Origin of the sequence: Kitasatospora sp. NPDC048365 (assembly GCF_043200835.1) — a bacterium.
GTDB lineage: Bacteria > Actinomycetota > Actinomycetes > Streptomycetales > Streptomycetaceae > Kitasatospora > Kitasatospora terrestris.
This window is the reverse complement of sequence record NZ_JBICYJ010000018.1, coordinates 1-26,686: the sequence shown is the minus strand read 5'-3', so window position 1 is coordinate 26,686 and position 26,686 is coordinate 1. Positions and strand designations below refer to the sequence as shown.

Genomic DNA, 26,686 nt, shown 5'->3' with positions numbered 1-26,686 from the left:
CGTCAGCTTGGTGACGGTGTTCGCGACCAGCTCGACGGTCTGCAGGCGGTCCTCGAGCTTGTCGTTCGGAGCGCTGCGGCGCTGCGCTTCGCGGTTCGCCGAGGCCTCGTTGTGCGTCGGACCTTCCGGTGCCGTCGGACGGCGAGGGTCTAGCGGACGCGCCGGGTGGTGACGAGCCGGCCGTCCTGGAGGCGGTGGTCGAGTTCGAGGCCGCTGTTGAGCATGACGAGGACGTCGAGGTGCCGGTCGGCGGGAACCGTCGCCACCCGGTGCTTGTCGCGGTCGATGCGGATGGTCTGGTTGCTCCGGCCGGGGCGGGCGATTTCGACCGGCCCGTCGGGCGTTCCTGGGACGAGCCGGGTCAGGGGGGTGGTGGCGGTGCCGCTGTCGATGAGCCGGTTGATCAGGTCGGCGGGGGTTCGGACGTATTCCAGGAGGTCCTGGATCTCGTACTCGCCGGCGCCGTACCGCTCGATCCATCCGTCGATGTGGTGTTGGGCGGTCCACTGTCGAAGCGCGTCGGAGCGGTGACCGAGGCGGTGGGCTTCGCGGCCCAGGAGGTGGGCGATGCGCCGGGAGGTGACGCCGGCGGAGAGCAGGGTCAGGGCCTGGTCGGTGTCGACGCCGTGGCGGATGTGCCAGGCGGTGTGGGTGTTGAGCCGGGGCGCGGTGGGGGAGAGGGCGGGGTTGGTGTTGACGAGGTTGGTCAGGGCGCCGATCGTCCAGCTCAGGGCGTGTCCGAAGGCGGTGCTGATGTTGCGTACGGCCTGGTCCAGCGCCCAGGCGGCGGGGACGTCGGGCTGCCAGGAGCGGGCGAGGTCGGGGATGGCGGCGCCGGAGATCCACTCGCGCAGCGCGGGCGCGATTGGAACGGTCATGGCCCTGCCCCAGGCCCCCTCCTTGTCCTTGAAGGCCCAGTGCGGGGTGACTTCGGGGCAGCGTTCGAGGAGGCGGTCGAAGACCCGGTGCTCGGTGAGGAAGTCCAGGGTTTCCTGCAGCGGCCACTCCGGCGGCTCGGCCAGAAACTCGTCGGTGTTCTCGTCGGCGTGCTGGTTGAGGTACACGGTCAGGTGCGCGGCGAGCCAATCCAGGTAGCGGGCGGATCCGAGGCTGGTTCCGGTGGCGGCCCAGCGGCCGGCCGGGGCGGGCTCGGTGCTCTCGAACGTCTCGGCGACGCGGTCCGCTAGCGCGTGCCACCGGCCGGCGGCTCGGGCGTTGCCGGTCCGGGTCAGGCCGAACAGCCCGTCCAGGGCGTCGAGAGGGTGGCCCTGCGGCTGGGCGGCACTGGCGTGCAGGTGCAGTACGAGCCAGACGAAGGAGGTGAAGTCCGCAGCGGTGCTGTCCGCCAGGGCGAAGATGCCGTCTGCGTCGTCGCGCAGGGTCTGCTCGGCCTCGGCGAGGGAGGCGAGCGCCTCTTCGGTCATCAGCGTGGAGGTGACGCGCAGCTGCTCCGGGTCGGGGTCGAGGTGCTCGAACTCGGCGGGCCGGGGCTCGAAGGGGCGGGTCAGGAAGATCCACCCCTCGCTCTCCCTGCCGGCGCGCCCGGCGCGCCCGATGGCGTTGAGGAGTTCGGCGGGCGACAGCGCGTGCTCGCCGTCGTAGGTGAGGGGGTCGCCGTCGACCTTGTGGTGGACGATGACGGTGCGCACAGGCAGGTTGACGCCGTCGGTGAGGGTGCTGGTGCAGGCGATCGCCAGGAGGTCGCCGCGGCGCAGCGCGCCTTCGACGGCGTGCAGGACGTCCTCGGGCAGGGCGCCGTGATGGTAGGCGGCGCCGTGCCGGACACAGCCGACCAGCGGGTGCTCCTCGCCGAGTGCTTCAGCAAGGTAGTCGGCCAGAGCGGCGGCCTGGGGTCGTTCGGGGAGGTTCTCGGCGATGGCGAGCGCGGCGTTACGAGCATCCCGGCGGGTGCCGACGACCATCAGGACGCTGCCAGCGTTGGTGAGGCTCGCGGCGCCAGCGGCGAAGACCTTGTAGTTGACGATCCCGTTCGGCAGGGCCTTGCGCCACTGGCGGGCGTTACGACCGCGGTAGCGCCGTGTGCCCACCTCGCCGGTGGTCAACCGTCTGATGGCGGAGGCGGCGGTCGGCCTGACAGCGAAGATGGCTTCCACCGGCACCGTGGCGATCACCTCCGAGGGGACTCCCGCTGTCGCCGGGCGCTCGGTCAGCTCGGCCTGGTCCTTCATGAGGTGCGGGTACATGAGGCCGTGAAGTCGGCGCGGGCCCCGCCAGGTGTCGGTGAAGTAGACCTCCCGCTCCGGGCGGGTCGGGTCGAGCCAGGAGGCGATGTCGCCCTTGTTGCCGACCGCCGCCGACAGCAGGATGAGGCGGATGTCGGTGCGGGCCTGCAGCAGCGCGAGCAGGCTCTCCAGCACGAAGCCGCGGTCGCCCTGGCCCAGGTGGTGGGCCTCGTCGACGACGACCAGGCCGACGTCCTCCAGCGCCCGTTCGGGATTGTTGCGGATCATGTGCATGAGCCGCTCGGGGGTGACGATCTCCACGTCCCCGCCGTCCGGCTCGGCGGCCGAGGCCCAAGTGCTCAGCGGGAACTCCGGCTGCTCCGCAGCCAGGCGCCGCCCCAGCACCCGCAGCCTGCCCCGCAGCGCGGTGCGCATCTCCCGCCCCAGGCTGCGCATCGGCGACACGTACACCACCCGACCGGGACGCTGCGCCAGGTGCGAGCAGATCACCAGCTGGGCCATCAGCGTCTTGCCCGCGCTGGTGGGCACGCTGATCAGGCTCCGCGACGTGGCCGGGTCGAGCGGGTTGCCCCGCTCCAACTGCAGAAGCTGGCGCTGAGGCGGCCACAGGGTCATCACCGGCGGCTCCGACATGGCGAAGCTGCGCGCCACCGCCGCGGGAGTACCCGAAGGCAGCAGCCGGTACAGGCTGCTGTCCGCCATCTCCCCGCTCAACTGGAGCAGGTGGGCGGCGACCCACCGCGCCAGACCGTCGCCGCGACCCGCCACCTCGGTCATCACATCCACCAGCAGCCGCTGCGCGGCCAGCAGGTCCCGCTCCTCGCCGGTCCCCAGGAACTGGTACAGGTGGAAGACCGCCTCCACGACGGCCTCCGCCGGCCCGTACATGGTCCGCGCCAGGGAGTCGCGGCGCATCACCCGCCGCACCCCGCGCAGCTGCCGCCGCCACACCCGCAGCGCCCGGCCCACCTCCGGCCGGTCGAAGCCGAGGAAGACGACACCGGCCTCCACCGCCAGGGTGCCGATATGCAGGCGGAGTTCACCGGTGATGTCGATCAGGCCGCGCACCTGCCGGTAGACGGCGGTGGCGTTCGGCTCCTGCTCGCAGCGCCGGTAGCCGGCCTGCGCGGCGAAGGCGATCTGGAGCCGTTCGGCCGCCGGGCGGCGCCGGTCGCCCACGGCGAGGTCCATCAGGTGCGCGCTGGCGGCGAACGCCCGACGCACGCGCACCTGGTCGTAGCCGGGTGTCTCCGGGTCCAGGGCGGCGAGGCCGTGCAGGTACCACGCGGTGGCGAGTGTCGCGTCGTCGATCTCGCGGTTGCCGCGGAACGCCGCGATCTCCAGCTCGGTCATCGCCGCGAGCAGGTCCTGCGCGCTGGGCAGCACACCGCCAGGCTGGTACTCGCCGAGCGCCGAGGCGAGTACCTCCGGGTCTAGAGTGCGCTCCACACGTACCCCCTCACGTCCTTCGCGAAGTTCTCGAGATCGTCGATCGCCACCACCAGGCCCTGCAGCGCACCCGGGTGGGTGTGGGTGGTGAAGTGGGTGTGCGAGAGGTCGAAGGCGGTGACGGGGGTGTCCGCGGCATTGAGCGCGATACTGACGCCGCCGTTGCCCGACTCCTTCCGCTCCACCCACTGCCGCGGCATCGAGCCGACGAAGATCCGCAGGTCGGGGGAGAGCGCCCGACCGCCCCACGAGAACTGACCCATGTAGCGGGAACCCTCGTTGTTGATCTGCTGCCACGCCTTGCGGATCGTGTCGGCCGGCGCGGCGCTCTTGCCGGTGAACTTCTTCATCTCCCACAGCCGGAAGACGAACCCCAGCTCACTGCCAGGAACGCGATGGATCACCAGCCCGTCCGGCCCGCCGTCGTTCACCGCCGACTTCGGCGGATCCAAGACCTCCACGCTGCGCCCCGCCTCGGGCGGCATGTCGCGGGTCAGGAGGTACCAGAGCCACTCGCCCACGTACCCGGTCACACCGGTGGCATCGTTGGCCTCGAACACCGGGGCCGCGTGAAGCAGGACGTGATCACGGTCAATGCCGACCAGCTTGGTGTCGGCCAGGACGCTCTCGCGCCAAAGCTGGTAGCCGAGATCGTCCAGGTCGGTGCGGGCCTGCATGATCTCGTCCGCGATGATCCAGGCCGCCGCAGCGCGGTCCTCGGTCTCCTGCCCGATGGTCACCACCAGCTCCCAGCGGCATACCTGCTCCTGGCCGCGGGGCTCCCGGCGGGTGAGGTCGACCAGGCGGCCGCCGGCGGCAAGGGCGTGTTCCATCGCCTGCTGCGCAGGTACCGTCACCCGCCCACCTCCCGCTCCGGCCGTGCCGCGCCCCACCGTGAAGACATGCAGTCACCCTATCGATGCGGGGCGGGGCGCAGCGCCCAACGTCGGAGCGGACCGGTCTGCTCCCCGGTCGAACTGGGGGCTCCCGTCTACGACAGCCCGACGGTGGTGCGTGGATTGCGACCGCGGCCGTCGCGCAGGGCTTCGAACACGGCGGACCGGTCCTCCCACTTTGCCGGCGGCTCGGGCTCCACCACCACTACGCCGTCCCAGCGCGGTCCGGGGACGTGGAGTGCGTCCAGCTCGTCTCATCGATTCCGGCGGACGCCCGGCTACGACATCGGCGGGTCCGTCGGCCTGGCTTTCTGAGGGTGGATCGTCTCGTGCCGGGCCAGCATCGCCACGCACTCGGCGATCTTCCGGGTGCGCGTGTCGGCCCGCTTGACGGCATTGACCCGAGTGATGAGGGAGAAGCGGTTGGCCTTGGTGAGCACCTCGAACATCGCCTGCGCCGCCGGGTCGGCGGCGATCGCGGATCGCAGGTCGTCCGGCACCTCCGCCTCCGACGGCGGTGCGTAGGCGGCCGTCCACCGCCCGTCGGCCTTCGCGGCGTCCACGGCGGCGCGGCCGGCGGGCAGCATCAGGCCGGCCACCTCCAACCGGGCCACGTTGGCGACGTTGCGTTGGGACCAGACGCTGCGGGGCCGACGCGGGGTGAACCGCCTCCAGGAGCTCTCCTCATCGCGCTTGCGGGTCTGCCCGTCGATCCAGCCGAAGCACAGTGCCTCGTCCACGGCCTGCTGCCAGGTCAGCGTGGTGACGGTGATGAGGATCCGCGAAATTCCTCAGTCTCGATCAGGTTCCCCACTTGCTTGACCAGGTCAAATGAGTGGGGAAGGTGGGGATCGGGGAGCGCGTGCGTGGGCCCCGCCGACCGAAGGTCGGCGGGGCCCGAGGGTGGACGGCGGGTCAGGTGCCCGGGTCAGGGAACCCGTCGCAGCGGGGGTGCGTCGCGCGCCGGGTGGATGACGGGCCGGGCGGCCTCGGGGGTGGCCAGCAGGGCGACGATGGTGATCGGCTGGTCGCAGTGCGGGCAGTTGCGGGTCGCCGCGGGCTCCAGGACGTCGCGGACGGGCGTGCGGGCCGGGGCCCGGACCACCGGCGGGGGCGGCAGCTCCATCCGGGCCGGCGCGGGAGCCGGGATCGGTCCGTGGCGGGCGGGCTCGCCCAGGCGGAGAGCGCGTTCCTGGTCGCGTTGGCGGTCGCGTTCACGTTCGGCGTCCTTGCGGCAGCGGGGGCTGCAGTAGTTCTGCCGGACGGTCTTGAGCGCGGTGAACTCGCCCTTGCAGAACGCGCAGGCGCGGGTTTCGCGCATCTCCTCGCGGCCGCGGGCACCGATCCGGCACTCCTGTGAGCAGAAGAACCGGGGCCGGTGCTCGGGCGTCTGGAACTCGTTCTGGCAGACGCGGCAGTTGCGGCTGACCAGGGTCTTGTCGACCTTGCCCCTGTTTCGGCAGACCGGCGAGCAGTAGAGGCGCTTGCTGAACGGCGATTCGAGGGCGAAGGCGGTGTGGCAGATCGGGCACTGCCGGGTGAGCTCGGGGCCGTCCTGGGCCTCGGTGGTGTCAACGGGCTCAGGAAGCACGGGAGTTCACCCCCGCGCGGATGGTGTCGGCCTTGGTCTGGTGGTTGCGCAGGCGGTAGGACGGGCCGTCGATCCCGGCGACCGCGGCGCGGTGCAGGAGCCGGTCGAGCATCGCGGCGGCAACGGTGGCGTCGCCGAACGCCCCGGCCCAGTCGGCGATGCCGACGTTCGTGGTCAAGATGGTGCTCGACTTCAGATACCGCTGGTTGATCACCTGGAACAGCGCGGACGCGCCGTCCTCGGGCAGCGGGAGGTAGCCGAGCTCGTCCACGATCAACAGCTTCGGGCCGGCGAAGAAGTTCATGCAGGTCTTCCACCTGCCCTCCAGCGCGGCCTTGTGGCAGCGGGCGGCGAGGTCAGCGGCGGTGGTGAAGTAGACGCGGTGGCCGGCCTCGACGGCGGCCCGGCCGAGCGCGACCGACAGCATCGTCTTGCCGACGCCGGGCGGCCCGACGAACAGCACGTTGCTCGCGTCGTCCAGGAACCGCAGCGTCGCCAGGTCGCGGATCAGCTTCTCGTCGACGCCGGGCTGGGCGGCGAAGTCGAAGTCCGCGAGCGTCCAGGGCTCGGGCAAGCAGGCGAACCGCTCGCGGGCGGACAGGCGCCGGGCCTCGGTCGCCTCGACCTCGATCTCCAGCAGCCGCTCCAGCGCCGCGGTCATCGACATCCGCTCGGTGCGGGCCTGGTCCAGCACCCGGTTCAGCGCCTCGGCGGCGTCGTTCAGCTTCAGGTAGGACAGGTGCCCCTTCAACTGCTGGAAGCGCCTGGCCTCGCTCATCTGCATCGGTGACGTGCTCACTCCCCGTGGTCCTCCTCGGGTGTCGGGGCAGTCCGCAGCCGGTCGGCCACGGCGGCGTAATGGGAAAGATCAATGACGACCCGCTCCACGGATGCGGAGCCGCTCGTGCCGGTCCAGCGCAGGCGGTCCGCCTCGGCCAGCGCGGCCTCCGAAGGAGGCCGGCGGACCTTGCTCTTGCAGGGCGCCCGGTCGGAGAACGACGCCAGCACCGCGCGCTCCAGCGCGATCACGTGCCCGGCGTCGCGGACGACCTGCCCGGACCCGCCCGGTGCCCGGCGGTGCTTGGCGACCACCGCCCGCCCGGCCGTCAGGACGTGCAGGTAGTCCTCGCCCAAGCGGTGCAGGACCTTGACCTGCGCGCCGGGCAGGCCCGGCGGGACGGAGTACTGATTGCCGTCGAAGGACACCAGACCCTGCGGGCTCACCGTCCGTTCGACCTCCAGCTCGGCCGGGAACGGCCGGGTCGGGACCTCCAGCAGCAACTCAGCCGCGGCGAGTTCGGCGACCGTCGCCGAAGCGCCGTCGATCCGGCGGCGCCGCTCGTCCATCCGGGCCGCGAGCTTGTCGACGCCGGACTGGGCCTGCTCGACGCTCAGCGCGTCCGGGACCGTGCGCCACCAGCGTTGCGCCGCCGAGTGGTTGGCCTTCTCCACCACGCCTTTGCGGTTGCCGCGTCGCGGCGGGCAGATGTCGACGCCGACACCGTAGTACTTCGCGACAGCGGCGAACGCCGGCAGCACCCGGCCGCTGGGCGGGTGGCAGACGGTGGCCATCCGGTCGAAGCGCCAGCGCCGGGCCGTTCCGCCGAGCTTGCGCACCACCCGGTCCAGGGCCTGCACCAGGTGCGGGAAGTCCTCGGCCTCCGCGAGCACCGCCCGCCAGCGGCCCGAGTGTGCGAGCGCCCCGACCAGCAAGTGGGCGTGCGAGCCGACGCCCCAAGCCGCGGGCGGGTCGGGCAGCTCCAGCCAGTCGAACTGGATCTCCTCGCCCGGCGGGTGCGCGATCACCGCGACGTCCCGGCCGGTCGCGGCCTTGCAAGGCTCGCAGTGCGGGCGGACCTGGTGGCGGCGAAGGGCCCGGGTGAACGTCGAGTAAGCGCCCCGGTAGCCGAGTTCGCAGACCTCGTCGAACAGTGCCGACGCCCACAAATGCGGGTCGTCCGCGAGGCGTTGGCGGCAGTAGTCCATGAACGGCACGAAGGCGTCCGGCGGTTGGGCCCGGTGCTCGGGCACGCGCTCGCCGTTCAGGTAGGCCCGGATCGTCTTGCGGTCGCGGCCCAGGTGGCGGGCGATAGCCGAGATGGACCAGCCCTGCCGACGCAGCGCGTGAGCGTCCACGTCTTCCTCCCGCGTCAGCACCAGGGCCCCCGAACAGGCCGAACTCGTTGCGAACGCAGACTTTCCGACTGAATACGAACCAACCGGACACGCCGGACAACATCACCCGAAGGGTGGGGAGATCAACTGAGCAGGTTTGGCCAGCCCGGAGCAGACAACGATCAGCAGTGACCGTCTCGCGCCTTTACGCGGTCCAGCAGTACAACCGGTCCTTCCGGTCATCGATCCTGCTCGCCAGCTCGGCCAAGCCCTTCAGGATGCCGGCAGAGATCTCCGGGTCAAACACCTCTCGGTCTTCAGCCCGCTCCTGGACCCACCGCTGGCTGACCTCGGCGAGCCGGAGGTCGTCAGCACTGGCCAGCGCGTCCTGGAGTGCAGCGGAAACCAAGAAAACCAGCGGGCCCTCGCCGTCCTCCGAGTCAGCAACGACTTCGGGCACATCAGCGTCGGCGAGCTCGGCGAAGCTCTGGCCGGTGAAGATGCTCTCCCACTCGATCAGGGCTTCCTCGGCGTCGAAGTTGCCATATGTCAGCGAGTCGAAGATCCCTTCAGGACCACCTTCCACGACGGCGGCTGCGGCGTCTCGGTTCGGTGCCACGAAGAACTTGATGATGATGCTCACCAGGGCATCGTGCCCGCTGAGCCAGCTCAGGTCTAACTCGTTCCGCCCCCCGACCCGTTCGCCGAGGGTGGGGAAGTAAGTGAGCAGGTCTGGCCAACGCAAGAGCAGTGGGTGGGGAAATTCAGGGAGCCCTATCAACGAGCCGCCCTTCCTGGTCAGGGCAAGCCACACACCGGGAGAGGCGGTGTGGTTGTCCATCAGCCACGCGCGCAGCGCCGCGCCATCGGCCACGATCAGCTCGTCCATTCCGGTTGCGGTCACCACCACAGCCTAGTACTCCAGTGAGTCAACGGCCTGGTGTCGGGGAGCCGTTGAAGTCGGTGCTGCCGGCCAGCACGCTGACGCGGGCCGCTCGCCTCGACGGCGAGGCGCTGCGCTTCGGCGATCGCCTCTTCGCGCCAGGACGGGACGCTGCGGGGGCGTGGGGTGCCGCTGCACTGCGGCCCCGCCGGACCAACCCCGCGGTTCTCTCAGCGCCATCATGGTGGACCGGCCCGCACGCCAGCAGGCCAAAGCCGGGTGTTGCTCTTGGCCACGCGCCGGTGGCCGTCGGGCACGCCGATCGGCAGCGGATGCCGTCGGCGTGCCGCGACCGCCGAACTTGGATATCAGCCGAGGTGCCGGGTAAAGAACCGCAGCGTAGTCCAGAGCAGTGGTGGCGATAGGACTGTGCAGGCTCCACCCCCGGCCGCCGGTCGCAGCAGGTACAGACGCCAGCGCTGAGGCAGCAATACGCCTCGGGTAACGCCCGGCCACCGGTACCGCGTCTGCCGGCTCATCCGTTTGCCGACCCGCATCCACCACGGCCACCCTGTTCTCATCTCTGAGACGGTGGACTCCAACCACACGTTCGGAACCCGACGCATCCCAGTGTTGCCGCACCCGCGTCCCAGGCCAGAGCAGGGCCCGCGCCGCCGCTCTGGCCATTCTTCTTTCTGCTCTGGTCGACTGGCGAGCTCGCGCCGGCGCCGGGCCGCAGCCCCTCCGGGGGGCGCTCCCCCGACAGCGAGCGCCCCGGGGCAACAGGGCGGCGGGGCCGGGTGCCGGGAGCGCGGGGGAGTGGGTGGTTGCTGTCCCGGGTGGTCTGCCCGGCTCCCCCGCTGCTTGTGCTCCTCGGTGGCGGCCGCGGTGGCCAGGCGGTGGGAACGGAGCCGGTGCAGCGTAATCAGGCCGGAGTAGGAGTCTGGCTCGTTGAGGGGTCGGGCCGGGCGGGGTGGACGCCGGGTCCATCGCTTCCGTGGGTAATGGGCAGCCCGGCCAGGTGCAGGGCGTCCGTCACACGCTTGGCCAGAACCGCGTCGATGCGGCCTGCGTGCGCAGGCTGGCAGGTCGCTGGTGGGGGAGTGGTCACCGGCGCAGGCTCTTGGCCGTGTCCTTGTGGTCGGCGCGCTGCCGGGCGGTGGCCTGGGCGGGGACGACGCCGAGCGCAAGGACTTCGTCCCGGACGCCGTACGTGAGTCGGTAGACCAGGGCCTCGGTCGCGGTGTCGAGCCACTGATCGGTGTCGGCTCGCGGCGGCATCGGGCCGAGCGCGGTGGTGAACCAGAGGGGGAGCAGCCCGTCGCCGGTGATGGCGGCACTGATTCTCGCGCGGGCGATGCCGGCGAGGGCCTCCCGCGCGTCGTCGCCCGCCTCGGCCGCTTCAGCGAGCGTCTGGTCGAGGGACTCGTCGCGGTTCAGTGCCTTGCGGGCTGCGGCAGCGGCGAACTGCAGCTGCTCGACCCGGGCCGCGGCGTTGTGCATGGCGGTGCACGCACGGCGGTAGTCGCTCGCGGCGGTGTTGAACGCCTCGCTGCCGTGGGCGGCGGTGGCGAGGGCACCGGTCGCGGTCAGGACAGCGGCACGGGCCTGGGCAAGTGAACTGGATGCCTGGCCATGGGCGTGCAGATTCTGGGTGTGGCGCGCACGGTCGGCCTCGGGCAGGAGTCGGGCCTCGGCGGCGAGGCCCGCGGTGACCTTGGTGAGCAGCCGGTCGATCTCGCTGGTGGTGGCGTCCAGGTCGACGGCCGGCCCGCTGGCCGCGGTGCGCAGCCGTCGCTCGATCCAGGCGACGCGCTGCGTGAGGTCGCCGATGGAGCTGCGCATGCGCTGGAGGTCGCCGTCGGCTTCGTCGGCGCGCTCGTCCAGTTCCTCGATCTGATCCCCGTGCTCGCGGAGCTTGTACTCGGCGGAGTCCAGGCGGCTGCTGGCGCTGGCGGTCTCCTCCTCGTATTCGTCGCGCAGGCGTCGCAACGAGGACTCGATGTCGTCGACGGTGCGGGAGAGCTGACGGATCTGGTGGTCCGCGTCGCCGTAGGGACTGGTCACTTCGAGCTCTCCTTCGGGTCGTCCGGCAGGCCGGTGGCGAACGCCGCTCCGGCGGCGGCAAGTGAGGCGATGACCCACCAAGGGCTCACCGCACCGAAGGACACCGCGCTGAGCAGCACCGCGCAGGCGGCGAGCAGGACCGCGCTCGTACGGTGCCGCAGGTGCGGGTGGCCCTTGGGCAGCGGCCTGGCCTGCCAGCCTGCGCCGAGGGCGGCAAGGGCGAGGGGGAGCAGGAGGATGAGCCAGCCCCAGGCCACCCAGCCGGGGATCACCGCGGCGGCGGTGAGCGCGGCGACGGCGCCCGTGCCGCGGCGGGTCCACATCACGAACTGCTCCGTGGCGCGGCGCGCGGGCACCTGGCGAAGGTCGGGCACCTGCTCGGCGTAGGCGAGGAGCCGGTCGGTGGCCTCGACCAGGTCGGCGAAAGCGTCGTCCAGCCCGGTGGCACCGGCCGACGCTGTGGCAGCCGTGGCCTGTCGCTGCCCGACATCACGCTGTAGCTGTGCGAACCGTGCAGAGACCTTGTCCACCCGTTCCCCTCCATCAGGTCGAAATCGGCTCCGACCGCCTGTCATGAACGGTATCCATGCGTACTGACAGCTCGTCACTGATTCCGCAAAGTCACTGCCCGGACCCTTTGGGGCCGACAAGCACCTTGTGAGAAGGGGAGGACCAGCCGATGGAACACCGCGAAGAAGGAACCGAGGCGAAGGATCGGAGGAAGACCAACGACCAGATGGCGATGCTGCTCGCCGCGACGATCCCAGCCCTGATGAAGGGGGAGCCTCTATAGCTGCCCGAGGGAGTGGAGTTCACCGGCGCCATGCAGGACGGCTTCCTGGACGTGGTGCTGATCGCGGTGCGCGCGACGGGATCGCGACCTTCTCACACTGGAGGAGGGGCGGCTGGCGGTGCCCGAGGAGCGCCGGCCAACGAAGTCGAACTGGGCGTCCTCCTACCGCGGCCACAAAACCAGGCTGCCTGCACCCGACCGCACCATCCACGGCGTGGCCTTCTGGTTCCGGGACACCATCAAGCTGTGGAACAGCGAGGGGCGTCGGCCGGCTCACGGCATCTAGGGACTGTCGTTAAACCTCGGCCTTCAACCACCAGGTACAGGTCTGCGTCGGGGGTTCCGGGAGGTCCGCAGTCAGAGGGGTGTGCCAGAGTCTGCGCATGCTTGAGATCGTGGTGAAGACGGAGAACTGGGAGCGGCACGTCCGTGTGTCTGCCGAGGAGCTGGCTGGGCTGGTCCGGCGGATCGGTGGTGACGGTGACCTGTTCCTGGTGGTCCAGTGCATACCCGACCTGCCTGACGTCTTTGCCCAGGTCTGGCACAAGGCTGGTGGTGACTACACGGTGGAGTACCGCGACGGTGCCGCCGACCGGCACTTCCAGGCGATGGCCGACGGGCCTGAGGTGGTGATTGCGGCGATGACCGGCTGGGCCCGCCAGGAGGCTGGATGGGGCGGCGATCTGGTTTGGTCGCTGCTCGACATGGGCCCCGTCCGTGAGGTGCCGCCGCTCGACCTCGACGAAGGCGAGCGCGCGGAGTTGGAGACGCGCGTCCGTGAGGTGCTGGTCGGCGGCTACGTCTCCCGCGCCGGACTGGCCGAGCTTGCGGAGGAGTACCTGGTCACCCAGGACCGCCGGCCCGTCTCGCGCGAGCAGGCGCAGGCACTGGCCGACCGGTTGTGGCTGGAGCGGGTCGCGGAGCAGGCCGAATGGCAGGACGAGACCGACCCCGAGCGGCTCACCCGAGCGTTCACCGCCCTGCAGGAGACCGGTGTCACCGCCCGCGAGAACTTCACCTGTTGCCGCAGCTGCGGCCAGGCCGAGATCGGCGCTGAAGGCGGGCCCGACGCCCGCGGTTTCGTCTACTTCCACACCCAGTGCACGGACTCCGCCGCAGCCGGCCACGGACTGACACTCCTCTACGGCGGCTTCGACGGCTCGTCCGAGACCACGACCGCCATCGGCGACGAGGTCGTGGCTGCCCTCGAAGCAGTCGGCCTCCATACCGAGTGGGATCATGACCCCGGCCGGGCTATCACCGTCACCCCCCTGGACTGGCGCCGTCGCCTGGTCGGTTAGGGACCGGCGTCAAAGATCAGGTGACCCCGCCGGTGCGGCCGCCGGTCATGGCGCCCGCTCCGGCCGCGGCCCGCCGTTCAGCGGGGCGCCCAGTCGGGGCAGTCGGGAGCGTGACGACGGAAGACGACCACACCACCTCCCGGCAGGACGCCGCGGGCGCTGGAGTACACGCAGCAGCCGTTCGCCTGCCCCGGGTCGAGTCGATTCGGCCGCAGTGCGTCAGGCGAAGGCAATACGCCCCGGCCGGGCGCGGCTGGCTCGTCGGGGGCGTCGGATCGGATGGCGGCGAAGCGGCGGCGGCCGCGGCGGGCGGGTGACACAGGCACCAAGAATGCCGCTGCAGGTGCCGGTGCTGCGCAGGGCGCGCCGAGCATCGGACAAGGCCACCGCACCGGGCGGCCGCCGTCGCTTCGCCGCAGAGCCCGGCAGAGCACAGCATCGTCAGCCGAACTTCCGGCGTCCCCGGGGTCGACAGCGCCGCAGCAGGCGACCAGGTCCTCTCCTTTGGATCATCGGGCGGCAGGGGCTACCGCCTTCATGAGATGCCTGTCCGAGTCGTCTCCTAGGGTGCACATGGGCGGATCGGCAGGAAGGCATGGGGATGACTGAGGCGTGGGATCGACTTCGGGCGATCATGGGGGAGCCGCTCTACGTCCCGGCCCGGGTTCCGTGGGAGCTGGCGCCCGTGGAAATGGGTGTTCAACTCCCTTCGGATTACCGGGCGTTCGTCGACCTGTACGGCGGGGTGGTGCTGAACGGCGAGTGGGGGGTGGACACCCCGACATCGGAACCGCGCGGTATGGAGCCGAGTGGTCTGGCCTGGTGGCGCTACGACACCGATATCAGCTTTCGTGATCAGGTCGAGGGCGAGGAGTGCTACTGGGAGCAACCTGGTGCCACTCCGGTCTTCCCCGACCCGGGTGGCCTGCTGCCGTGGGGATGGAACAGCAACCACAACCAGTGCTGCTGGCGGACGATCGGACCGGATCCCGACAAGTGGCCGGTGACGGTGTTCTTCGAGGACCGGCTCGATCATTTCGACGGCGGCTTCGCGGACTTCCTGGTGACGGTACTGACGGGCGGGTACGCCGCGGAGGCCGAACTCCTGGTGCGTGCGGACCCTGCGGTGTGGGGCCCCGAGAAGCCCCGGCCGCTCTGGTCGCCCCACCGTGACTGGGCCGGCAGGAATTGGGGCGTCGAGTGGGGCGCCACCGGATTCGCGGCGTCCGGGTCGACGGAGATGCCCTGGACTAGCAGGCCCAAGGGCTGAGGATCCCCGGCCGATCCTTCCACGGCGTTCCTTCTGTCAACGTCTCCTGAAAACTGACCCCGTGTGGTCCCTGGGTTCTAACGCTTGTCGCAACATTCCTTGATCATGATGGGTGTGTTGATGGCGAGGCGGGGACCCAAGCGCAGGCTCGATGTCGAGGCGGAGTACTGGCGCCTGCTGCAGTCCGGGGTGGGCACGGTCGAGGCGTGCAAGCAGCTCGGGATCGGTAGGAAGACCGGCTACCGATGGCGGGCGGAGAACGGCGGCCTGCCGCCCGAGCGGCTGCCGGAGCCATCCCGGTCCGACCGCTACCTGTCGCTGCTGGAACGCAAGAGGATCGCCACGCTGCGCGAACGCGGCCTGGGTATACGGGAGATCGCCGAACGCCTGGGCCGGGCCGCGTCGACCGTCAGCCGCGAACTCCGACGCAACACCCTCGCCCACGACCAGGGCATCTACGACGCCGACCTGGCTCACCACCGCGCCGAGGAGCGCGTGAAGCGGCCCCGCCTGGCGAAGCTGCGACTCGACCACGAGCTCCGCGGCGAGGTCCAGGCCAGGCTCGCCCTGGAGTGGAGCCCCGAGCAGATCGCCGCCCACCTGCGCGCGCTCTGGCCGGACCAGCCGGAGCGGCACCTATGCCACGAGAGCATCTACCGGGCCCTCTACCAGGGCGCCAAGGGGGCCTGAGCAGGACACTCACCAAGAAGCTCCGGACCGGCCGGCCGTTGCGCAAACAGCGCCGCAAGGCCGACCAGCGGGCGCCACGGTTCGCCGTCCCACCGACCCTCATCGACCAGCGCCCCACCGTCGTTGAGCTCCGGGAACGGACCGGCGACTGGGAGGGCGATCTGATCACCGGCCGGAAGAACCGCACCGCCATCGCCACCCTCGTCGACCGCCGCACCCGCTTCGTCCGCCTTGTCGCCCTGCCCGAGGGACACGGCGCGGACCAGGGTCCACGCCCGCCTCACCGAGGCCCTGTGGGACGTCCCCGACACCGCACGGATGACGCTGACCTGGGACCAGGGCTCAGAGATGGCCTGCCACGACCGGCTTGCCTCGAGGATCTGGTCCGGGTTGTCCTGGTCGGAGTGGTCCACGGCGTTCTACCGGCCGAGGACTTCGGCGAGGAGCCGTCCGGCGGTCGCCTCGATGCTGTGAGCCTGTCGGCGGTGCCGGGCGAGGTCCAAGCGTTCCTCGAGCGATAGCCCCGCCATGGCCTCTGCGCCGCGTTCGGCTGGCGTCCGGCGTGTGGAGCGTCGGCCGTGCCGGGGCGCGGGGCGGTGAGCGCCAGAAGGCGCAGCAGGTCCGCCGCGGACCCGGCCGGGTCGCGTTCGGCGGCCGCCGCGTCGAGGCCCAGCACCATCGCGCGGAGCTCGACCCACAGCCCGCCGGCGATGTACGCGACGTGGCTGCCACCGAGCGCCGGGTGCGGCGCGGGGTCCGGGGCAGGGCAGCCACCCGCCGACCTGGGCTGGTGGGCGGGTGGAGGCGGTGCGTACGGGCGCGTTGAGCATGATCGGAAACGTACCTGCCGGCACCGTCACCGAGCTGGACGAGCCGTCAGGACGCCCGCGCCCTGCCCGTCTCTTGCGGCGGGTGACCGGACCTGCAGGGCAAGCGGGTCTTCGTCGTCAACGCCGCGGAGGCACGGCTGTCTGGTCGACCTGCGTCGACCTTGCCTGCGCTACCAATCTTGGCCTCCCCGACTTCGAACAGGTCACCCTGTGCCGACGCTCCGAGTAACAGCGCAGGCTGGCCGGCGCGCGGAGCGCGACTCTCAAGCCGCTAACTGTGCGACGTCCCGGGGTGGAAGCGGAAGTGGAACAGCCCGTTCTCACCGCCGACAGCGATGCTGGAGCTGTCAGGTGACCAGCCGCAGCTGGTCAGTGCGGTGTCTGTTCTCATCATGGCGACGGGTTCCCACGTGGTGGTGTGCCAGATTCGTACGGACCTGTCGTTGCTGGTGGTGGCGAGCCAGGTGCCGCCCGGGGAAAACCTGGCTGCCGTCACTGAATCGGTGTGGCCGGTGAGGACTGCGGTCTGCGTGCCGCTGGCGGGGTTCCAGATTCGCACTGTCGTGTCCTGGCTGCCGGTCGCCAGCCAGGTTCCGTTGGGGGAAACCGCCGCCGTTGTCACCTCGCCGTCGTGGCCGAGGAGACGGCGGGTCGGGGCCTCGATGAAGCCAGCGCTGCGGTCCCAGATCCACACCGCGTTGTCGTCGCTGCCTGTGGCAACCCAGCTCCCGTCGGGGGAGATCGCTACCGTGCTCACCCTGTGTCCACGGCCGAAGAGCGCACAGGTGGGGGTATCGCTGATTTCGTCGCCGCATTCCCAGATCCGTACCACTTCGCTGTGCGCGGCGGCGGCGAGCCAGGAGCCGTCGGAGGAGATCGTTACCGAACTTACCCCGTTGAATTGGTCGAGTTCGCCTAGGGAAGTGCCGGTGGCAGGATCCCAGATACGCACTGTCCTGTCGTCGCTGCCGGTGGCGAGCCAGGTTCCGTCGGGGGAGATCGCCACCGCTCTCACCACGTCGCTGTGGCCGGTGAGAGCGGTGGTTTGCGTGCCGGTGACAGCGTCCCAGATCCGCACCGTCGTGTCCCGCCCCGCGGTAGCTAGCCAGGTGCCGTCGGGGGCGATCGCCACTGCGTTCACGTGATCGACGTGATTTCTGCGGTTGATGGGGGTTGTACCGGTGGCGCTCCAGATGCGCGCTGTGCGGTCGTTGCTGCCGGTGGCGAGCCAGGTGCCGTCGGGGGAGATCGCCACCGAATTCACCGAGTGGGTGTGGTGGAAGAGTGTGGTTGAGTGTGTGCTGGTGGGATCCCAGATCTGCACGCTCTGGTCGTGGCTGGCGACGGCGAGCCAGGTGCCGTCGGGAGAGATCGCCGCCGAACTCACCCCGTGGGTGTCGCCCGTGAGCTCGGCGGTCTGGGTGCCGGTGACGGGATCCCAGATCCTCACCGTCCGATCGGTGCTGGTAGTGGCGAGCCAGGTGCCGTCGGGCGAGATCGCCACCGAATGCACCGAGTGGGTGTGGCCTGTGAGAACGGCGGTCTGCGTGCCCGTGGCAACGTCCCAGATCCGCGCTGTCCGGTCGGTGCTGGTGCCAGCGCTGGCGAGCCAGGTGCCGTCGGGGGAGACCGCCACGGCTTCGATCAAGTCGGTGTGGCCGGTGAGGACGGCGGTCTGCGTGAGGGTGGCAAGGTCCCAGATCCGCACAGTCCGGTCGGCGCTGCCGGTGGCGAGCCAGGTTCCGTCGGGCGAGATCGCCACCGACAGCACCCGGGTACTGATGTCAGAGAGCTCGGCTGTCTGCATGCCGGTGACGGGATCCCAGATCCGCACAGTCCTGTCATAGCCGGCGGTGGCGAGCCAGGTTCCGTCGGGGGAGATCGCCACCGCCAGCACCCATGCGCTGTGGCCGATGAGGACGGCGGTCTGCGTGCCGGTGACCGGATCCCAGATCCGCACAGTTTCGTCGTAGCCGGCAGTGGCGAGCCAGGTTCCGTCGGGAGAGATCACCACCGTCTTCACATCGGCGGTGTGGCCGGTCAGCGTTCGACGGAGGGTCGGCTGAGGTTGGTCGGGTAGCGGCCAGAGATTGCTGAGCCGAGGACGGGTGGACTGGTCGGCGTGGGCGTCTACCTGGGCAGTCCAACGGGGGAGGTCGTGCAGGCGGCTGTGGAGTACGGCGGTGAGGGCGTGGTCGGGGTGAGTGCGTTGGAGGACATGGGCGGCGCGGGTGAGGTCGTCTGAGCGTTCGACGGCGTCGGGGCTTCCCACGTGGCGGAGGTCGGCGATAGCGGCATTGGGGCCGCGCTGATGCAGGCGACGGTCGATCCATCGCAAGTCTGAGGCCAGGGCCTCCGCTTCTACGGCACGGTCGGCGGCGACGAGGTGTTCGACCGCGTGGTCCAGCACGTACCCCTCACAAGCGTCCCACCATGCGTGCCGGGGCGACGGGACGCCCGGCGCCAGTGGCGACGCGGCCGGAAGGTGCGCGGCGATGGCGTTCACAAGGTGAGCGTTGCTGCGTGCCAGGCCGCCGGCACCCAGCGATAGTCGGAGGTAGTCGCGAAGGACGTCGTGGAGGGTGATTCGTCCCCCGGCTGCTGGGGCGGCGGCTACGAGGGCAAGGCCGTCAAGTGCACGGATCAGGTCATGGGCCTGCTCGGTGGTGAGTCCGGCGGAGGCCTGCCACAGCCCCCTCACCAAGGACAGGGGAACAGCTTCGTCCTCGGCGAAGACCCCGAGCTCAAGCAGGCGGTCACGGCCGCCAGCCGGGAGACGGTCGACTGCGGCCTCGATGGTGGCCTCCACCGCTCTCTCCCGCTGCGCCGGCACCGCCGCGTCCATCCCTGCGACGTCCGCCGTCGCCGGCCCAGCATCCCGAAGCCTCCGGGCCGCAGCCCGCAGGGCGTCAACGACGGGCACGCCCAAGTCCCTCTCAGCCATCACCAGGCGGTTGACCAGGCGCAGCAGCAGTGGCCAGCGCCCGGTGCGCGAGAGGAGTTCGGCCACCGCATCGCCGGGCAGATCGGCCGAGTCGAGGCCCTCCAGCAGCACGGTGCGGGCTTCGGGTTCCGTCATTCCGTCCACCAGGACGAGCCGGCTGCCCGGTCGGCCGTTGAGAAGGTGTCGGCGGCGGGTGGTGACCAGCCGTACGCACGAGGGCGCCCCCCGCAGGAACGGCTCCAGTTGCTCCTGCTCCCAGACATCGTCCAGGACCAGCAGGGTACGGGGGCGTTGGGCCAGCAGGCGGGCGAGATGGTCGCCGGCCGTCTCCGGGTTGGAGAAGGGGGTGTCGTCGCCGGTGATCAGTCGGGTGACCTCGCCGACCTTCGCTGTGATCTCGGCCGCGCTGCGGAGGTCCCGGCCGATGGTCACGAGATAGACGCGGTTCCGGAAGCGGCGCCGGATCCGGCGGTCAGCGGCGACCATCCGAGCCAGGCGGGTCTTGCCGAACCCTCCCGCGCCGTGGAGCGACGTGGTCAACCCGACGGTGGTGCCGCTGCGGGCGAGCACCGCGTCGATGGCCTGCCGCAGCTCGGCCCGCCGTACGAGCCAGCCCTCGACGTCCGGTGCCGGCGGGGGCGGTGGATCGCCTTCAACCGCCGGGGCCCGCTCAAGGCGCGTGAACAGCAGCCAGACGACTACCGCGGCCAGGGTCAACGCGAGCACAGCCCACCACGCGTTGGTCCGCAGCAGATCCAGTACGCCGGGCCATGTCGTGTCCCCCGTCGCCGCGTTCCCAGCCAGCGACAGCAGCGTTCCGTTCGCCAGCACCACCGCGCCGAGGAACCCCAGCACACCACGGCGCACCCGACCTGATGCCATCCTCACCCCCGGGACCATCCGACAACCAAGCCGGACCTTAGCCCCAGCACTGCCCCCGCGTATCCCAGATCACCCAGCTTGCTGCAGAACACGTACCGAGGGCGTGGTCCGGCAGCGTCAGACTTCGAGGCCGCCAGCGTTATGTGCCTCGGTGGGGTCGCTGCGGCGCTGGGCGCGCAGCGGAAGGCACCGGCCACAGGTTCTACGGGTGCATAGATCGGCCGGGGGACAGTCCATCCGGCCTTGTTCCAACGGTCGGCAGAGCCGGTCCGGGTGGGACTGAGGGATGAAGGGCAGCCCGCCGGCACGGAGCCGAGTCGGCCCGCGCCAGCTGAGACCGAAGCCCCGGCCGCGGCGCGTCACGGCTTCTGGTCCCGCCTCGGCCGCTTCGCCGGCTCCTGACAGCACAGTCAGCACCGGCCAGCGGCGCCCTTCCGCTGTAGCTGCGGTCCGAACGCCTGGAGCTGCTGCTGAGCCCCCTGGCGCCCGCTCTGGTCCCGGCACCTTCATCGCCACCGGGTCCGAAGCGCGCGGGTTCGCAGTATCCCGGAGGCGCGAGATGGGGGACCTGTACGCGGATCACCGATCCCTGGGATCTCGCCGACGGGTCGCCCCGTACCTCGCTCGTCGTTGACGTCACAGGCGAGGCCGATCGAGCGTACGGTTTCGCTCGTGCGGTATCTGAACCCTGAATGGCTGCAGGCACTGACCTCGGCGGCCCTGAATGACCGGCAACGTAGCCTGCTGGAGCGCGTGTTGTTCGCTCTTGACGGCAAAGGCCACCTCGGGCAGCACGTCGCAACCCTACCGAGCTTCCTGGTCGCGATGATTCGCGCGCAGGCTGCACTGGACAGCCATGGGTCGGTCAAGCAACCAAGGCACCAACTCCTCGGCCGCGTCGTTGACGAGGCGATCGCCTCGGCGGACCGGGCGGCATCGGCCTACCGCTTTGGTGGCCACGCAGACCTTGCGTCAGCCAGAGCGGAGCTGGCAGCCATCGCGAGCGTCATCTCGCAAATGGGGCAATCGACTCCGCAGAATCAGACGCTGCAGGCGGCAACCCATCTGGACCGCCTCCTTGCCCCGCTCACTGATGTGGTCAAGGGTTGGGTAAAGCCGCTGTGGAACGGCGCGATCAGCAACCGACCGCTCGCCGAGCAGATGGCGGCGGAGATCGCAGTCGTCGTCGCCCTGGAGGGCCGGGACAGTACCGCGCTCTATCTCGACCTGCTGAATCTCATCACTCAAGGTACGCCGAGTGCGGGTGCTGTGTGCGGTGTGCTGTGGCCGCCCAAGCAATCCCATCGGGTCACTCTCGCAGTACACGGCACCCGGGAACTCCGAGGCTTGGCGACCTTCGTACATGGCAGCCAGCAGTGGAAGCTGTGGGTCAAGCAGCCCCCAGACACCCTTCCCACCAGAGAGCCTCTTCCCAAGCTTGTGCGCCTCATCGGCCCTCTCGAAGGCTCCGCCGTACTGGTCAGCAGTCTGACCGAGGCAGCTGACCCCGGAACCGCTGCGCGCATCGCACGCCGGGAACTCAGCGAGGCCCTCGACCACTACGCGGCCGGCGATCGACTCATCGACCTGCAGCTCTCTCCGGTGTGGGCCGTTGAGTCGCCATCGGATCGACACACGCTGGGTACCGTACGCGCCTCAGGCCGGCGTACGGCCTACCCTCTTACTGGCTACATGCCGGTTCCGTTGCGTGCCGCAATGCGTGCGGCCAACCTTGCGCGCCGCGTGGACGCCCCCATGGCCAGCGCCGCCCTGTCTTGGAGCGCATTGGAGACAACCGGCCTAGGAGCGACCGAAGTGGACCGGCTGGCCGGTGCCTGCGGCTTGCAGACGCTGCGCAGGCACCTCGCCTCGGCTCATGCTCTACTGCTCTCCGGCGCCCGCGCCCGTCTCGAACATCAGCGGCATCGCGTTGAGACGGAGAAAGGCCTACTCAGGAAATACGAGACCGCGGCGAACTTCTGTGAGCAGTCTGGAAGCCCAAATGCCCAGATCGCGCTCATCACTCACCTTGAGAACATCGAGGTTACGTGTGCTCGGCTGGAGTGCGCGGTGCAGGAACTCCAGGCCGCCGAGGTGGCGGTCGCAGCAGACCTGGCCGCCCTGGAAGCTCATGTGAAGACCGAAGGGGTCCAGGAACACCTGACGTCCATCGACGCATGGCTCGATGTCCTACTGCCGACGCAACCAGCCGGCTCACCATCTCTGCAAGCAGCACAGGCTGCCGCCTCCAGCCTTGCCAGCTACTGCGGAGGATTGGCCAGTGAGACACTCGCTCTCTGGCGTTCCCGACTGTCAGCCCCCCAAGATTTGGCAGACTGGCTCGACGGCCAAGCTGGCACCTATCGAGGCATTCTCGAATGGCTGTACGCCACCCGGAACATGGTCATTCACAGGGGGCACTTCACTGCTCCGTCTGACGAGCTGACCGCACATGCGGCCCGCGGCATCGTCGACATGGCACTGGAGTTCCTCAGCAATTGGCACACCGTCGAACGGGCCCGCGCGGTCAGCGAGACATCCGCCGAAGACGTGTACCGATGTCTTGGACAGCGGCTCGCCGATGTCCTCGACAAACTTGGCGAACCTAGTGCGACTTGTCAGGCCCTCCGCGTCGACTACATCAGCGGGCCCGACTCGACATGGTGGGCCACTGTCACTCCAGCAGTGACACCTTGACGTGACATCGGCCGATGAGGGGGACCCAGGCTTACCTGGGCAGCTTGGTGGTGCGCTCGGGGTAGGCGGTGGTGACGTAGCGCATGGCGGTGTCCTCGGTGATGCCGAAGAGCCGCATGAGCTTGAGCGGGTCGCCGGTGGCAAAGGCTTCGTCGAGGATGCGGTCCTGGCGGAGCCGGTCGAGGGTGCGCCCCTTGGGCAGGACCGGGTTCAGCTGCATGGTGTTCCGGGCCGCGGCTAGGTGGTCCGGGTCGAGGGCTGGCTTCTGGGTGACCAGCAGGTGGGGGTTGACGCTGGTGGGCCAGCGCCGGTGGCGGTAGGTGAGCCAGTCGGCGGCCAGACGGTGGGTGAACTCCTCCAGGTAGAGGATGTGGCGGCGCATGCCGCAGCGCAGGACGAGGGTGGGGTGTTCACGAGTGCAGCTGACCAGCACCGGAAGGCACTGATCGAAGATCGCTTCCCACGCTCGTCGTGATCGTTTCCCGTCCGGCCCTGGGTATCCGCTGTCCATCGGATCCGGTTGATCCTCACCACCCTGGCTGACACGATCGTCCAACGGTGAGCCCAGACGATGTGGCCGGTCGGCGCGTCCAGAAGGGGAAGTGCCCTGCGCTCCACGCCCGCGGTGTCTGCAGCGAGCCAAGCCGAACAAGAGTCGTCAGCCAAGCAAGGGAAGCCTGATGATCGACATCTCCTCGAAACTGTCTGCGCTGCCCAAGGCGCGGCCGTTCCCAGGGCTTCCGGGCACCTGGGAATGGTCGCCCTCTCCCGGGTTCACGCTGATGGCGATGGTCGGCTCGGACGGTCGACACGTCTTCAGGCTGAACACCAAGGACTCGTACGACGCAGATCTGTGCCGGGCGGTCCTGGAGTTCGTACGAGAGCGGGAGTCCGAGGTGGTTGAGCGCGCAGAGCCTCTGTTTGCTCTGCCGGGTTTCTCCTGGCCTGGCCGAGACTTCGACGTCGTCGGACGGATCAGGCCGGAAGCGCATCACCTTCATGCGGATGACCCAAAGCTCCATGACTCTGTCTTTGTCGTCTTCCCGGCGTATTCCACGGAGATCTCTGGGGCGGAGACGGTCGAACAGGCTGCGGAGCGGTACCGGCGGATGCTCAGAACCTCAGATCTGAATCGGGGGCCGAGTCCGTACGTGCTGATCCGCTTTGACAACCCCAAGTCGGGAGCGGGGACGGTCGGTGAGCTGCCGGTCTTCACCTCGCCGGACTATCTGGTGCATGAGTTGCGCGAGCTGGCGGGTGTTCCGGAGGGCTATCTGGAGCTGTGGACCTATCGGAACGAGCAGTGGCGCGTTCGCTGGGAAGACGGATGGATCGTCACCGCTGGCGATGGCGAGATCCGGATGTCGGCCGATGAGGTCGTCTCCTGGGCAGTGGCCACCATTTCTTGATCCGCTGGTTTAGCCTGCCGAGAGACGGCGCCGGCGGCTTCGGCACACGCGTCGTCGCGCGGGGGCGGGGGTGAGTTCCGGCGCCCTCGCCCGACCGGACGGGAGCGGACGGACAGGCGAGAGCTCAGGGTTCATGAGCGGATGCCGGCTCAGTGTCCAGACGCGGTGCATCGGGCAACATCGCCCGTCAACAGTCAGCAGGAGGCCAGGCTGCGGACCGGAGTTGTCCCGTTTGGGGCAGTTGCGGTCACCGTCTGCGGGCGCTTGGGCGGATTCAACCGGTCAGGGCAAAGAGTCCTGAGATGGGGGTGGGGAGGACCAGACTCGCACCGTTCCGTCGGCGGCGCCGGCGGCGAGCAGGCGCCCGTCGGGGGAGAACGCCACCGACAAGACGTTGTATGAGTGGCCGGTGAGCGGTTCGCCGTGAGGTCGGCCGGTGGCCGGGTCCCAGAGGCGCACCATGCCGTCGATGCCTGCGCCAGCGAGCAGGCGCCCGTCGGGGGAGAACGCCACCGACTCGACGACACCGCTCAGGGGTTCGCCGTGGGGTTGGCAGGTCACCGGGTCCCAGAGCCGCACTGTAGTGCTGCCTACGCTGGCGAGCAGGCGCCCGTCGGGGGAGAACGCCACCGACCTCACGACGTAGGTGTGGCCGGTGAGGGGTTTGCCGTGGGGTTGGCCGGTGTCCGGGTCCCACAGCCGCACCGTACTGTCCTGGCCAGCTGCGGCGAGCAGGCGCCCGTCTGGGGAGAACGCCACCGACACGACACGGCCTTTGCGGTGGTTGAGGGGTTTGCCGTGGGGTTGACCAGTCACCGGGTCCCACAGCCGCACCGTACTGTCCTCACCAGCTGCGGCGAGCAGGCGCCCGTCTGGGGAGAACGCCACCGACCAGACGCGGACTCTGCGGTGGTTGAGGGGTTTGCCGTGGGGTTGACCAGTCACCGGGTCCCACAGCCACACTGCGCTGTCCTCACCCGCCGCGGCGAGCAGGCGCCCGTCTGGGGAGAACGCCACCGCCACGGCACGGCCGGCAAGGCCCGCGAGGGGCAGCCCTTCAAGCGGCAGCCTCGCGTAGAGGGCACTGACCAGTGCTTCGATCCGGGCCGCGGCCGATACTGCGGCAGCGTCCTGGACCGCGACGCGGTGTGCGAGCTCATCGCGTTCCTTCCGCAACGCGGCGAGGCCTGGGTGCGCAAGAGACTGTTCGGGCCCGGGAGCTAGGGCCTCAAGCCCGGGCACGGCATCGTTCTCCTGTCTCCACAGCCGAACGGTGCCGTCGTCGCCGGCGCTGGCAAGCAGGTCTCCGTTGTCGGTCATCGCCACCGATCGCACATGGTCGGTGTGGCCGGTGAGGGGTTCGCCGTGAGGTTGCCCGGTGTCCGGGTCCCACAGTCGCACCGTGTGGTCGACGCCGGCTGTGGCGAGCAGGCGCCCACCGGGAGGGAACGCCACCGACACGACGCGGCCGCTGTGGCCGGTGAGGGGTCGGTCGTGGAGTTTTCCGGTGGCTGTGTCCCACAGTCGCACCGTGCCGTCGTCGCCGGCGCTGGCGAGCAGGCTCCCCTCCCTGACCATCGCAACCGCGCGGACGCGTCCGATGTGGCCGGTGAGGGGTTGGCCGTGAGGCTCGCCGGTTGCCGTGTTCCACAGCCGCACCGTGCCGTCGTGGCCGGCGCTGGCGACCAGGCTCCCGCTGACGTTCAACGCCACCGACCAGACTGGGCCGTCGTGGCCGGTGAGGGGTCGGTCGTGGAGTTTTCCGGTGGCTGTGTCCCACAGCCGCACCGTTCCGTCTCGGCCGGCGCTAGCGACCATGTGACCGTCGGCGTTCAACGCCACCGACAAGACGCGGCCGTTGTGGCCGGAGAGGGGCCGGCCCCGGCGCTCGCCGGTGTACGAGTTCCACAGCCGGACAGTGCCATCTTCGCCGGCACTGGCGAGCACTCCCCCGCTGAAGGACATCGCCACCGACCAGACGCGGCCGTTGTGGCCGGTGAACGGTTCGCTGTGGGGCTTGCCGGTGGCGGCATCCCATGCCTGGACTGTGCCGTCTTCGCCGGCAGTGGCGAGCAGGCGCCCGCTGCCGGAGAGTGCCACCGACCAGACGCGGCCGCCGTGGACGTTGTGCTGCACCGAGAACGCCCGTAGGGGGGGGCGGCTTGCGTCGGGCTTTCCGGGGCCAGCTGCGGTGCCGCAGGTCCTTCGTGGTTCGCCGTGGACGGTTTGGGGGTGTCCGGCTTTTGGCGGGGAAGCGGGAGGGGCTTGAGCCTGGCGTTTACCCGGGCTCGTTCGACCTCTTGCCAGCGGGTGCGCCACTGCTTGACTTGTGGGTCCTCACGACTTGGGTACCGGCCGCCTTGGTCGAGCGCGAGCAGGGTCTGGATCAGGGCGATCAGGAAGTCCAGCCGCGGTAGTCGCTTGCCTGCAAGGGCCTCGCTGACGGCGGAGGCCGACAGTCGGCGCGAGGACGGCGCGGCCTTCTCCACCTCGCGCAGCGAGGGGTTGCCGCAGGCGATCCGCAGATCGCGCAGCTGTTCGGCGAAGGCGGACAGCTGCTGCGGGTAGCTGTCCGGGCCCGACTGCTGCGGATCGGCGATCGGGTCGGCCACATGGTCCCCCTGACGGTGTGTGAGGACCACCGTAGAACCCCCGGTCAGGGGCC

At 70.0% G+C, this 26,686-nt stretch carries 18 protein-coding genes; 5 read left to right on the top strand and 13 right to left on the bottom strand.

Annotated features, from left to right (window positions below; genetic code table 11):
• Positions 1–149: 149 nt before the first annotated feature.
• The 9 genes from ACGFX4_RS19625 to ACGFX4_RS19585 form a co-directional block, all read right to left on the bottom strand.
• Complete coding sequence (locus ACGFX4_RS19625) at positions 150–3,653, bottom strand: DEAD/DEAH box helicase (RefSeq protein ID WP_393075745.1); 3,504 nt, start codon at positions 3,651–3,653, stop codon at positions 150–152.
• Positions 3,638–4,510: a hypothetical protein gene (locus ACGFX4_RS19620; protein WP_393075742.1), complete on the bottom strand. Its 873-nt coding sequence runs from the start codon at positions 4,508–4,510 to the stop codon at positions 3,638–3,640. Before ACGFX4_RS19620 ends, ACGFX4_RS19625 begins: the two co-directional genes overlap by 16 nt.
• 317 nt (positions 4,511–4,827) lie before the next feature.
• A complete protein-coding gene (locus ACGFX4_RS19615) occupies positions 4,828–5,289 on the bottom strand; it encodes a YdeI family protein (RefSeq protein WP_393075740.1) in 462 nt (153 codons plus the stop codon).
• 188 nt (positions 5,290–5,477) lie between these two features.
• Positions 5,478–6,140 (bottom strand): hypothetical protein, encoded by a 663-nt coding sequence (locus ACGFX4_RS19610; protein WP_393075737.1) that lies wholly within the window; start codon positions 6,138–6,140, stop codon positions 5,478–5,480.
• Positions 6,130–6,939: an IS21-like element helper ATPase IstB gene (gene istB, locus ACGFX4_RS19605; RefSeq protein ID WP_393075734.1), complete on the bottom strand. Its 810-nt coding sequence runs from the start codon at positions 6,937–6,939 to the stop codon at positions 6,130–6,132. Before istB ends, ACGFX4_RS19610 begins: the two co-directional genes overlap by 11 nt.
• Positions 6,936–8,276, bottom strand: coding sequence for an IS21 family transposase (istA, locus tag ACGFX4_RS19600; RefSeq protein WP_393075731.1), 1,341 nt, complete (start codon positions 8,274–8,276; stop codon positions 6,936–6,938). Before istA ends, istB begins: the two co-directional genes overlap by 4 nt.
• A gap of 184 nt (positions 8,277–8,460) precedes the next feature.
• Positions 8,461–9,159 (bottom strand): hypothetical protein, encoded by a 699-nt coding sequence (locus ACGFX4_RS19595; protein ID WP_393075729.1) that lies wholly within the window; start codon positions 9,157–9,159, stop codon positions 8,461–8,463.
• 1,086 nt (positions 9,160–10,245) lie between these two features.
• Positions 10,246–11,205 carry a hypothetical protein gene (locus tag ACGFX4_RS19590; RefSeq protein ID WP_393075726.1) on the bottom strand — a complete coding sequence of 320 codons (960 nt, stop codon included), beginning with the start codon at positions 11,203–11,205 and terminating at the stop codon, positions 10,246–10,248.
• The gene (locus tag ACGFX4_RS19585) at positions 11,202–11,735 is read right to left on the bottom strand and encodes a hypothetical protein (protein ID WP_393075724.1); all 534 of its coding nucleotides are present in this window, start codon (positions 11,733–11,735) and stop codon (positions 11,202–11,204) included. Before ACGFX4_RS19585 ends, ACGFX4_RS19590 begins: the two co-directional genes overlap by 4 nt.
• A gap of 646 nt (positions 11,736–12,381) precedes the next feature.
• On the opposite strand from ACGFX4_RS19585, the gene ACGFX4_RS19580 reads away from it, so the two are divergent.
• From ACGFX4_RS19580 to ACGFX4_RS19570, 3 genes are all read left to right on the top strand, one after another.
• Entirely contained in the window at positions 12,382–13,299 is a 918-nt protein-coding gene (locus tag ACGFX4_RS19580) for a DUF6891 domain-containing protein (protein ID WP_393075721.1), read from the top strand.
• 601 nt (positions 13,300–13,900) lie between these two features.
• On the top strand, positions 13,901–14,569 hold the full coding sequence (locus ACGFX4_RS19575) for a hypothetical protein (RefSeq protein ID WP_393075719.1): 669 nt from the start codon (positions 13,901–13,903) through the stop codon (positions 14,567–14,569).
• 120 nt (positions 14,570–14,689) lie between these two features.
• Positions 14,690–15,259 (top strand): transposase, encoded by a 570-nt coding sequence (locus ACGFX4_RS19570; RefSeq protein ID WP_393075717.1) that lies wholly within the window; start codon positions 14,690–14,692, stop codon positions 15,257–15,259.
• Here the strand turns inward: ACGFX4_RS19570 and ACGFX4_RS19565 are convergent.
• A complete protein-coding gene (locus tag ACGFX4_RS19565) occupies positions 15,235–15,672 on the bottom strand; it encodes a hypothetical protein (RefSeq protein ID WP_393075715.1) in 438 nt (145 codons plus the stop codon). The genes ACGFX4_RS19570 and ACGFX4_RS19565 overlap by 25 nt on opposite strands.
• Before the next feature lie 688 nt (positions 15,673–16,360).
• A complete protein-coding gene (locus ACGFX4_RS19560; RefSeq protein WP_393075713.1) occupies positions 16,361–19,888 on the bottom strand; it encodes an NB-ARC domain-containing protein in 3,528 nt (1,175 codons plus the stop codon).
• 699 nt (positions 19,889–20,587) lie between these two features.
• Between ACGFX4_RS19560 and ACGFX4_RS19555 the strand changes: the two genes are divergently transcribed.
• The gene (locus tag ACGFX4_RS19555; RefSeq protein ID WP_393075710.1) at positions 20,588–22,612 is read left to right on the top strand and encodes a hypothetical protein; all 2,025 of its coding nucleotides are present in this window, start codon (positions 20,588–20,590) and stop codon (positions 22,610–22,612) included.
• Positions 22,613–22,643: 31 nt separating this feature from the next.
• Here the strand turns inward: ACGFX4_RS19555 and ACGFX4_RS19550 are convergent, their stop codons facing one another.
• Positions 22,644–23,045 (bottom strand): hypothetical protein, encoded by a 402-nt coding sequence (locus ACGFX4_RS19550; protein WP_393075708.1) that lies wholly within the window; start codon positions 23,043–23,045, stop codon positions 22,644–22,646.
• A 247-nt stretch (positions 23,046–23,292) separates the two neighbouring features.
• Here ACGFX4_RS19550 and ACGFX4_RS19545 point away from each other — a divergent pair, with 247 nt between their 5' ends.
• Entirely contained in the window at positions 23,293–24,021 is a 729-nt protein-coding gene (locus tag ACGFX4_RS19545; protein ID WP_393075706.1) for a hypothetical protein, read from the top strand.
• A gap of 282 nt (positions 24,022–24,303) precedes the next feature.
• Here ACGFX4_RS19545 and ACGFX4_RS19540 read toward each other — a convergent pair whose 3' ends face one another.
• Complete coding sequence (locus tag ACGFX4_RS19540; protein WP_393075704.1) at positions 24,304–26,157, bottom strand: WD40 repeat domain-containing protein; 1,854 nt, start codon at positions 26,155–26,157, stop codon at positions 24,304–24,306.
• Between the last annotated feature and the right edge of the window lie 529 nt (positions 26,158–26,686).